At 40.8% G+C, this 11,929-nt stretch carries 4 protein-coding genes; 1 reads left to right on the forward strand and 3 read right to left on the reverse strand.

All coding sequences use genetic code 11. The features are described 5' to 3' along the window. The first annotated feature begins 135 nt into the window (after positions 1-135). Positions 136-2,358 carry an NADP-dependent isocitrate dehydrogenase gene (locus AAFN64_RS11050; protein ID WP_347760471.1) on the forward strand — a complete coding sequence of 741 codons (2,223 nt, stop codon included), beginning with the start codon at positions 136-138 and terminating at the stop codon, positions 2,356-2,358. A 109-nt stretch (positions 2,359-2,467) separates the two neighbouring features. On the opposite strand, the gene AAFN64_RS11055 is transcribed toward AAFN64_RS11050, so the two are convergent. The 3 genes from AAFN64_RS11055 to AAFN64_RS11065 all read right to left on the reverse strand — a co-directional run bounded on the left by AAFN64_RS11055 (position 2,468) and on the right by AAFN64_RS11065 (position 11,888). Further along, complete coding sequence (locus AAFN64_RS11055; RefSeq protein ID WP_347760472.1) at positions 2,468-8,917, reverse strand: T9SS type B sorting domain-containing protein; 6,450 nt, start codon at positions 8,915-8,917, stop codon at positions 2,468-2,470. A gap of 169 nt (positions 8,918-9,086) precedes the next feature. Further along, positions 9,087-10,937 carry an OmpA family protein gene (locus AAFN64_RS11060; RefSeq protein ID WP_347760473.1) on the reverse strand — a complete coding sequence of 617 codons (1,851 nt, stop codon included), beginning with the start codon at positions 10,935-10,937 and terminating at the stop codon, positions 9,087-9,089. A gap of 15 nt (positions 10,938-10,952) precedes the next feature. Beyond that, a complete protein-coding gene (locus AAFN64_RS11065) occupies positions 10,953-11,888 on the reverse strand; it encodes a type IX secretion system membrane protein PorP/SprF (protein WP_347760474.1) in 936 nt (311 codons plus the stop codon). Between the last annotated feature and the right edge of the window lie 41 nt (positions 11,889-11,929).

The raw sequence follows: 11,929 nt of genomic DNA on the forward strand, positions 1-11,929 counted from the left end.
ATTAATAAAATCCTAATTCCACTGTTAACCCACTTATTACAACCGCATTTTCTATTGATTTTCGTATCTTTGCTACGCTTTTTAAAAGCCCGACACTACTAACATTATTTCGATACGATTTAAAAAATTCAAACGATGTCACAAAAATCAAAGATTATCTACACCATCACCGATGAGGCACCGATGTTGGCGACACATTCCTTTTTACCAATTGTACAGGCATTCACGGCTCCATCCGGAATTGAAATAGAAACAAGAGACATCTCTCTTGCCGGAAGAATTTTAGCCAACTTCCCGGAATTTTTACAAGAAGGACAACGCATTAATGATGATTTGGCCGAATTAGGAAAACTGGCTACAACACCGGAAGCCAATATCATCAAATTACCAAATATTTCGGCTTCGATTCCGCAATTAAAAGCGGCGATTAAAGAATTACAGGCACACGGTTTTGCCCTACCGGATTACCCGGAAGATCCGAAAAATGATGCTGAAAAAGAAATTAAAGCTAAATATGCTAAAGTATTAGGATCGGCTGTAAACCCGGTATTACGTGAAGGAAACTCCGATCGTAGAGCGCCAAAAGCGGTAAAAAATTACGCTAAAGCAAACCCTCATTCTATGGGTGCCTGGTCTGCTGATTCCAAAACACATGTTGCGAGTATGGATCACGGTGATTTTTACGGTAGTGAAAAATCGGTGACGGTAACAGAAGCGACTGATGTTAAAATTGAATTTGCAGCTAACGACGGAACAACAACTGTTTTAAAAGCCAGTACGCCGTTAAAAGCCGGTGAAATCATCGACAGTTCGGTGTTGAGCTTAAAAGCATTGAAAGAATACGTTTCCAAAGAAATCGAAGATGCCCGTGCGAAAAACGTATTGTTATCCATACACTTAAAAGCGACTATGATGAAGGTTTCTGACCCTATCATCTTTGGAGCGATCGTTGAAGTATACTTTAAAGACGTATTTGAAAAATATGCGGCTTTATTTAAAGAATTAAACATCGACACCCGTAACGGTTTAGGCGATGTATACGCTAAAATTGCCGGACATCCGCAACAAGCTGAAGTGGAAGCTGCGATTTTAGACACCTACAAAAAAGGACCGGCTTTGGCTATGGTAAATTCCGATAAAGGAATCACCAACCTTCACGTGCCATCCGATGTGATCGTAGATGCTTCGATGCCGGCTATGATCCGTACTTCCGGACAAATGTGGGATGCTGAAGGCAAACAACAAGACACTAAAGCACTTATCCCGGACAGATGTTATTCCGGATTGTACACGGCTACCATCGATTTCTGTAAAAAGAACGGTGCTTTCGATCCAAAAACAATGGGAAGTGTTCCAAACGTAGGTTTGATGGCACAAAAAGCCGAGGAATACGGTTCGCATGATAAAACGTTCCAGGCTACGGCAAGCGGTGTAATCCGTGTAGTGACGGTAGACGGAACTGTTTTAATGGAACAAAACGTAGAAGCCGGTGATATTTTCAGAATGTGTCAGACTAAAGATGCTCCAATTCAGGATTGGGTAAAATTGGCTGTAAACAGAGCGAAAGCAACCCATACTCCTGCTATTTTCTGGTTGGATGAAAACAGAGCACACGACAGAGAGTTGATCAAAAAAGTAAACACCTATTTAAAAGAGTACGATACAACCGGGTTGGATATCCGAATCCTTTCTCCAGTTGAAGCAACACTTTTCTCTTTAGAAAGAATCAAAAACGGATTAGACACGATTTCCGTAACCGGAAACGTATTGCGTGACTACCTAACCGACTTATTCCCTATTTTAGAATTGGGTACATCGGCAAAAATGCTTTCTATCGTTCCGTTAATGAACGGTGGTGGATTGTTTGAAACCGGTGCCGGAGGATCTGCTCCAAAACACGTAGAGCAATTCCTGGAAGAAGGTTATTTACGTTGGGATTCCTTAGGTGAATTCCTGGCTTTGGCCGTATCGTTAGAACATTTAGGAAATGTATTTAACAGTGATAAAGCGTTGGTATTGGCTGAAACATTGGATCAGGCAACTGAGAAATTCCTGGCTAACGATAAATCACCAGCACGAAAAGTAGGTCAGATCGACAATAGAGGTTCGCATTTCTATTTAGCGCTTTACTGGGCGGAAGCTTTGGCTGCACAAACCAAAGATGCTGAACTTCAGGCTAAATTTGCACCTATTGCAAAAGAACTTGCTGAAAACGAAGCTAAAATCGATGCCGAATTAATCGGAGCACAAGGTAAACCACAAAATATCGGTGGTTACTACCAACCAACACAATCGCTAACAGACAGCGCTATGCGTCCAAGCGAAACATTGAATGCGATTTTATCCAAATTAGCATAATTATCTTATTCTATAGAATTACAAAGGCAACCTTAGGGTTGCCTTTATTTTTATATACCATTCCTCGCTACACCTGACAGGTTTTAAAAACCTGTCAGGTGTTTTGTGATTATCGTTTTAATGAGAAATGCGACTTAAATTCTTTAATCATTCCATCTTCAGTATAGGTCACGGTAAACCAGTAATCTGTTGCTGGTAATGGCCTACCGTTAAGCATTCCATTCCATCCACTTGATTTTGAAGGTTTAATCTGTTTTAATAATTTCCCGTAACGATCGAAAATATAAATTTTTGCATTGGGATCGTTCACTAAATCACCAATATTCCAGAAATCGTGGTAACCATCACCATTTGGTGTAAAATAATGCGGATAATTAATAATTCTTATGGGAATCTTTACGACCGAACATCCGTTGTTATCATAAACCGTTATCCAATGCAATCCTGAACTTACATTAGTAAATACCGGATTCGACTGGATACTTTCGTCGTCCAGTTGGTATACATATTCACCGATTCCAATTGCCTCTACCGTAATCGATTGTTCATCACTAAAAGCTTTCGATGCATAAGCTCTTACTTTGGCGGGTTCCGATTTTTCAATCGTCACTTCTGCCGGTAAAGAGACACAACCGGAAATTATATTAGTAGCTATTACGGAATAAACACCCGGTTGGTTTACTTCGTAAGTCATTCCTGTAGCCCCCGCAATAGATTGCGGCACTCCGCCTATAGCATCTTTGTACCATTGGAATGTATACGTAGCTGCATCAAGTCCACTGTTAATTGTATGTGTACTTAATGTGCTACCGGTAGCACTATCAATACAAACAAAACCGGCATTTAATATCGGTCTTTCTAATGGTTCCACAATGATCGTTATGGTTTCATAGCTCTTACACCCTTTTTCACTTATCACTTCTACCAATAAAGTTTGTGGTGTATCTGTATTTAGAAATGCCGTTGGAGTATTTATCAACGTAGTCGCATCTGGTGGTAAAGTTGTATTGGTATAATAATTAAAGATATAACCTGTTGCTCCTCCAGTGATCTGGTTTTCGCGAATCGTTAGATCAAAGAGTTGTTGTTCGTTATTGGACTGAGTAAGACCGCAATGTATAATGTCATCGGGATGTATCAACAATAACGGTTTCCTTATAATCAACTTAAAACTTCCAATAGTATAGCATCCTGCAATTTTACTTTTTACGCGTACCCAGATCGTCTGACCATTGGTACCGATAACGTTTCCGTCTGATAGGATCGGTATATCAGCTTCCGCATTGCTTTTGGAGTTATAGTACTTTACCTGATACGCTATAGATGAATCGGTTTGTGCTGCAAGGATCGCAGCTGTATTTACTGTTAAATCGAATGTCGTCTGATTATCATACGGGTTAGAATCTGTATCACATTCATCCAAATCCAATACCGTCGGCAGCATTGGTTCCCGTTCAACGGATAATCGGAATGAATAAACCTTTTGACATCCGGTTACTGTGTTACTTGCCAACACCCATAGTGTCTGATTCCATGGAATACTATTACGGTACGGTCGAGTCGTAATCGGAAACAATCCGTTTTGAGCATTTTCCTGGGTTTCGTGGAAACTGACATCAATATTCGTTTGTCCATTTACCATACCCGGAATTAATGCATTTAAATCAAAACTTCCGATTCCATTACCATCACTTCCATCACAACTCACTACTGGTGTTACCGGCATAATTAATACCGATCCCTCCCCTGTTTCTAAGTTCATTGGTGCAACAGAATAGCATCCGGTAGTCGTATTTTTTACCCGTACATAAATCGTGGTCGAGCCGGATATATAGGACATGGGTAATGCATTTTTTTCTAAATCAGCATCTATCTCAGAGACATGGAATGTCACCGATAGTTCCGTATTACCGGCTTTAATTTCATTCTCTTTGATTGTCAAATCAAAAACAGCATGTCCACTTGCATCATTATCACAGACTCTATAAGGTGGCAGTACCGGAATCTCTGGTACTGGAATTATATTTATTGAATGACTGCCTGTTATCGATTGACTACAGGCTGGTAAACCGGCCGAAATAATATTGATTAATCTATACGTAACAGTAGTTGTTACTTCCGGGGAAGTTATTGTTGCCGTTCCCATGGCATCTAACGTTATAAATTCATTAGTTGACAGATCATTTTTCGAATACATCACCGTAGCAAGCGGTGTACCGGTAAAAGTTATAACTGCCGCTTGCCCCGAACAGACTGTTGTTGTTCCTGATATAGTTGCCGTTGGTAATGGTTTGATCGTTATTGTTGCTGAACCGGTCAGATTCTGCGAACAGGCTGGTATTCCTGAAGTCGTTGCACGAACCAATGCATAAGTTCCGGCTGTTGTGGTTGAAATAGTTCCCGTTCCCGAGGCATTCAAGATAATCTGTTGTTCAGAACCTCCATCAATAGTATAAGCAACCGTAGCAAGCGGTGTACCCGTAAAGGTTATAACTGTCGTTTCACCTGAACAGACTGTTGTAGTTCCTGATATAGTAGCTGTTGGTGGTGGTATAACGGTGATCGTTGCCGAACCACTCAGATTCTGTGAACAAGCAGATGCACCCGGAGTTGTTCCACGAACCAATGCATAGGTTCCGGTTGTTGTTCCCGAAACAGTTCCCGTTCCCGAAGCATTCAAAATAATCTGTTGTTCAGAACCTCCATTAATAGTATAGGTAACCGTAGCAAGCGGTGTACCCGTAAAAGTTACAGAAGCCGTTTCACCGGAACAAATCGTTGTTGTTCCTGATATAGTAGCTGTTGGTAATGGTGTTATCGTTATCGTCGTAGAACCTGTCAGATTCTGGGAACAGACAGGTATGCCCGAAGTTGCTATACGAACTAATGCATAAGTCCCAGCTGTTGTGGTTGAAATAGTTCCCGTTCCGGAAGCATTCAAAACAACCTGTTGCTCAGAACCTCCATCAATAGTAAAAGTAACCGCAGCTAGGGGTGTCCCCGTAAAGGTTATGATGCCCGATTCTCCCAAACAGATCGTTTCAGCACTTGTTATTGTAGCTGTTGGTGGTGGTATAACGGTGATCGTTACGGAACCAGTCAGATTCTGTGAACAAGCTGATATACCCGAACTCGTTACACGAACCAATGTATAGGTTCCGGTTGTTGTTGTCGAAACAGTTCCCGTTCCCAAAGCATTCAAAATAATCTGCTGTTCAGAACCTCCGTTAATAGTATAGGTAACTGTACCATTCGATGTACCGGTAAACGTAACGGTAGCTGTTTCGCCTGAACAAATCGTTGCAGTACCAGCTATTGTAGCGGTTGGTAGCGATCCTGTCATTATCGTCGTAGAACCGATCAGGTCCTGAGAACAGATAGGTGTACCCGAAGTTATTGCACGTACCAACGTATAAGTTCCAGCTGTTGTGGTTGAAATAGTTCCCGTTCCGGAAGCATCCAAAACAACCTGTTGATTTAAACCGCCATTAACAGTATAAGTTACCGTGGCAAGCGGCGTACCCGTAAAGGTAATAATGGCCGGTTCACCCGAACAGATCGCTCCAGTAGTACTGGTTATTGTAGCGGTTGGTGGTGGTATAACAGTTATCGTTACGGAGTCACTCACCGCTTGAGAACAAACTGGTGTTCCCGAACTCGTTACGCGAACCAATCCATAAGTTCCGGCTGTTGTTGTCGAAATGGTTCCCGCTCCGGAAGCATCCAAAACAACCTGTTGCTCAGAACCTCCATCAATAGTATAAGTAACTGTAGCAAGTGGTGTACCGGTAAAGGTAATAGTGGCTGTTTCACCAGAACAAATCGTTGCGGTACCTGATATAGTAGCTGTTGGTAGTGGCTTTACGGTTATTGTTGCGGAACCGGTTAGATTCTGTGAACAAGCCGGTAATCCCGAACCCGTTACTTGAACCAACGTATAGGTTCCGGCTGTTGTGGTTGAAATTGTTCCCGCTCCCAAAGCATCTAAAACAATCTGCTGATTAGATCCTCCATCAATAGTATAGGTAACCGTACTATTTGGTGTACCGGTAAACGTAACGGTAGCTGTTTCGCCCGAACAAATCGTGGCTGTACCTGCTATTATAGCCGTTGGTAATGGTTTTATCGTTATTGTTGTAGAACCGGTCAGATTCTGGGAACAGACAGGTGTATCCGAAGTTGTTATACGAACTAATGCATAAGTACCGGCTGTTGTGGTTGAAATAGTTCCCGTTCCGGAAGCATTCAAAACAACCTGTTGCTCAGAACCTCCATCAACAGTATAAGCAACCGTAGCAAGTGGCGTACCGGTAAAGGTAATAGTGGCTGTTTCACCAGAACAAATCGTTTCAGTACTGGTTATTGTAGCCGTTGGTAGTGGCTTTACGGTTATTGTTGCGGAACCGGTCAGATTCTGCGAACAACCAGGTGTACCCGAAGTTGTGACACGAACCAATGTATAGGTTCCGGCTGTTGTTGCCGAAACTGTTCCTGTTCCCGAAGCATTCAAAACAACCTCTTGCTCAGAACCTCCATCAATAGTATAGGTAACCGTACTGTTCGGTGTACCGGTAAAGGTAACGGTAGCTGTTTCGCCCGAACAAATCGTGGCAGTACCTGCTATTGTAGCGGTTGGTAATGGTGCTATCGTTATCGTCGTAGAACCGACCAGATCCTGAGAACAGACAGGTGAGCCCGAAGTTATTGCACGTACCAATGCATAAGTTCCGGCTGTTGTGGTCGAAAGAATTGCGGTTCCCGAAGCATCCAGTGCAACCTGTTGATTTAAACCACCATTAACAGTATAAGTAACCGTGGCAAGCGGCGTACCTGTAAATGTAATTGTAGCTGACTCACCCGAACAGATCGTTTCAGTACTGGTTATTGTAGCGGTTGGTGGCGGTATAACGGTGATCGTTGCGGAGTCACTCAGCGCTTGAGAACAAGCAGGTGTTTCCGAACTCGTTACGCGAACCAATGTATAGATTCCGGTTGTTGTTGCCGAAACAGTTCCTGTTCCGAAAGCATTCAATACAAGCTGCTGTTCAGCCCCTTCATTAATAGTATAGTAAACCGTACTATCTGGCGTACCAATAAACGTAACGTTAGCCGATTCTCCCGTACAAATCCTTGTAGTGCCTCCTATTATGACCGTTGGTAATGGTTTTACCGTTATCGTTGCCGAATCCGTCAGGTTTCGTGTACAGACCAACGCTCCTGCTGATGTTACACGAACTAAAGCATACGTTCCAGCTGTTGTGGTCGAAAGTGTTGCGGTTCCCGAAGCATCTAAAACTAGCTGTTGCTCAGAACCTCCATTAAAGGTATAGGTAACCGTACTATCCGGTGTACCTGTAAGCGTAACGGTAGCTGTTTCACCCATGCAAATAGTGGCGGTGCCAGTTATTGTGACCGTGGGTGATGGTACTATCGTTATTGTTGCAGAACCACTCAGTTCCTTCGAACAACCAGGTGTACCCGGAGTCGTTGCACGAACCAATGCATACGTTCCGGCAAGTGTTACCGGAATCATTGCTGTTCCGGAGGCATCCAAAACAACCTGTTGATCTGCGCCTCCGTTTACAGTATAGGTAACTGTAGTCGACGGTGTACCACTAAAAGTTATTGGAGTTGTTTCTCCGGAGCAGATGGTAGCAGTACCGGATATACTAGCTGTTGGTAATGATCCAACCGTTACCGTTACGGCTTCATTTAGCGCTTCTTCCTGCAACAAAACTCCGATACTATCATATATTTTTATGGCCGTTAAAGTATACACTGTTGTTGTTGTTAGACTCTCCGAAAACGAAAATGTTCCCGAAGCATCCAAAATTGCGGTTTGTTCTGCTCCCCCATTTATATGGTATAGCACTGTAGCATTAGGAGTACCGGTAATCGTAATGGTTACTGCATCACCGGAACAAATCGTTGTTACATTTGAATTAATCGTTGCCTCCAAATCTATGATACCAACTGGCGGCGGAGCAAAAGCGAAAGCTTTTCTACTGTCCGTAGCATTATCTATATTGACAGCACTTCCGATCCATTGCAAATCAAAATCAGCATCTTTGGTCGGCTTGTCAATTCTAATATAATAGAACTCTCCTTTTGTAACGTCTAACCATCGAACAGATCCATTTCCGATGACACGATCCGTTTGTGTCACCGTTGTGTTTCCATTCATTCCAATACGATTGGTACTTTGGTTACCGTCTTTCAGTCTTGGAATACAAGAACGAATGGGCTTTCCAAGATTGGAACAATCGTTATTGGGACCATATACCCAAAAATTATACGAAAGACCTACTTTCTGATTTTTTGGAATAATATCAAATCCTAACGTTCCGGATTGAATCACATTGATTTTTAACCATACTGAATTTTCATCTCTATTCCCGAATCTGGTTATCTTGTTAACAATTGTTCCGGCATCACTAACATTTGAGGTAAAAAGGCCATTTACAGAAACATTCACAGAATTGAAACAGTCGTCAGATAAGTTCTGTGCCTGTATTATACCGGAAAAAACAAAGAGTACTACTACAAATAGTTTATTCATTTATTTGTATTTTTTTGATAAAACAGTCGAATCCGAAGTAGAAACGGCTTCAACTTCAACATAAAGATCTTGATATCTCCCTGAAAATATGAATTATAACATTTATTAACTTCCAAAAGCTATGAGACTTGAGTCAGTATACTTATTTTCATTGGGAGACATTTCAGATCTATTTATTAATAATTATAAACTCTGAACGTCGGTTTTTTGCATATTGCTCTTTAGTACAATTGGTACAATTAATTCTAGGTTCTGAACTACCCAAACCTTCACCTGAAATACGTTCTTTTTCTATCCCATTAGAAATCAGATATTGCATAGTCGATTGTGCTCTTTTCTCGGACAACTTTTGATTGTATTCTGCATTACCTCTGGAATCGGTATGCGATTTTATCAAAATCATTGATGCCGGATGATTTTTCATCACGGTTATTAATTTATCCAACTCGCTAACTCCTTCTTTCGTAATATTCTTTTTATCGAAATCAAAATAAATAGGATTGAATGCTATGATTTCCTCAATAGGGCTCAAAGGTGCTTTCACCAGAACTTCTCTTGATTTTACTTTTTGTACCGGAAAAGAAGCCGGTTCGAAATTCGGTGCCGTCACCAGAAACGCATAAGCCTTTTCACAGTCTATTCTATAACGTGCTTTCCCTTCGGAATCCGACTGCTTTGTTGCAATGCTATTTCCTTTGTTGTCTAGTATTACAACCGAAGCATTTGCTATCAGATCTCCTGTTTTTTCGTTTGTCACCATAGCAATAGCTTCAACGGAACAGATTGGAATCGCCGTATAAATAGCATCTTTCCCACTTCGGTTAGAAGCAAAAAAACCGATATTTTTGTTCTCATTGATCGTTAAAGCAAAATCGTCTTTCCCGCTATTTATTGGTTTCCCCAGATTTACAGCCTGTCCCATAGATTTTAAATCAATTTTAAAAAGATCGAGGCCTCCAAAACCCTGTTTTCCCGAAGAGGCGTAATACAGAATATCATCGTTGGCAATAAAAGGGAAGTTTTCCTTCTCCTGTGTATTCACAGCCGATCCTAAGTTTTCCGGTTTTCCATATCCATTGGCATCAATACGGACTCTCCAAATATCGGATTCTCCCATTCCTCCTGGCATATTCGAGGCAAAATACAACGTTTTCCCATCCCTGCTTAAACTCGGATTCGTTACCGAATAGGCAGTGCTGTTAAACGGTAATGCTTCGATATTGGTCCATTTACCATCTATTTTTGTTGCTTTATAAATGCCCTGTTGGCTTATTTTTACATTATCTTTATTACGCTCGTATAATTTGGAACTATGTCCGTCTCTTGCGAAATACATGGTTTTTCCGTCGCTACTAATCGTTACCGGTCCATCGTGGAAAGGTGTGTTTAATTCACTTACCGGTTTGGGTTCCGAAAAGGTACCATTACTGTTTCGAATAGCCTCATAAATATCCTGATAGGGTCTGTCTACCCATTTGTCTATTTTTTGGGATGTATTTCGGGTACTGACAAAATAAAGTGTATTATCATCCGTTAAGACGGCTCCGAAATCACTTTGATCTTTACTATTGATATCCATTGTTGCGATATCAAACATTTTGTACTGACGATTCAGTTTCTGAATATAATTCGGATTTGCCTTATACTCCTGAGACCGGACATCGTTAGGTAATAAAGACACAAAAATATCCATCTGTTTATTAGCTTCCGGATAGTTACCTAAAGCCTTAAGAGTCTGAGCATATCGGTAATAAACAGCTGCATTTGCTTGATTTTGTATTGCTTTGACATACCATTTTTCAGCCTCATCCATTTTGGAAATATTATAGTAACTATCAGCCAGTTTTGTAAAAACATATGCATTCGCATTTTTACTTTCTGTTAGTTTTAAATATTCGTCTATGGCTTCTATATACTGGTAATTCTCAAATAATTTATCTGCTTCTTTTGTAAACTTATCTTGTCCATAACTGGCTGTCATAAGCAACAATAGTCCTAATGTTATATATTGTTTTTTCATATGTCTGATTTGGAATTAGAAATATCGCGGTGACTGGGATACTTTTGTAAAAAAATTCAAGTCAAATAACAACATAAACTCGTGTGAAGCTGGTGTTGTTATTTTAAGATCAGATACGATATGGTCGTATGCATATCCGATACGAAGTCCCGGCAGAATAGCATAATTGATCATTCCGCCAAAAGAATCGTCCAAACGGTAGGTTGCTCCAATCTCGAATTTCTCGAAAAACAACATATTAGCCGATACATCCAATGATGTTGGTGCTTTAAAAGCCGATTTCAACATAAAAGATGGTTTAAACTTAGTGTTATCTGATAGTTCAAATACATAGCCTCCCGTTAAAAAGTAATGTTGTACATCACTTCCGAATTGATATTCCTGTCCGTTCTGCGTCACATCCAAATATGTTTTTTTCAACAAACTTGGAACCGAAAAGGCCATATAGTATTTTTGAGTATAATAGAAAAATCCGGTCCCTACATTAAAATAGGTAGTATTGCTATCTTCTTTAAAAGCGATATCACCCTGATGTTGTACAAATCCGTTTCCGATTTCAGAGAATAATCCGATTTTATGGAAAGTCGCTCCGGCTTTTAATCCCAATGCCAAACGATGTTCTCCGCCCAAATTCAATGTATAGGAAAAATCTGCATACACATTGTTTTCTTCTACCGGGCCAATTTTATCGGATATAGCCGAAATTCCCAAACCTACATTTTTCCCGACCGGACTATGCACCGACAAAGTAGCCGTTTTGGGCGCATCTTCAATGTCCACCCATTGTCGGCGGTATAATATCCCTCCTGACAAACTTTCTTTTGAACCGGCATAAGCAGGATTCATCACATTCATATTATACATATACTGTGTATAATGAGGATCCTGCTGCGCATTGGTCTCAAAAATACATATCGCTATTAACAAGGAGGTCAAATATATTTTTTTCATAATAGTACTTATTTCTTTGGAATATGCTACTTGCTTAAAAA

This window comes from Flavobacterium sp. CAU 1735 (assembly GCF_039888695.1).
Taxonomy (GTDB): Bacteria; Bacteroidota; Bacteroidia; order Flavobacteriales; family Flavobacteriaceae; genus Flavobacterium.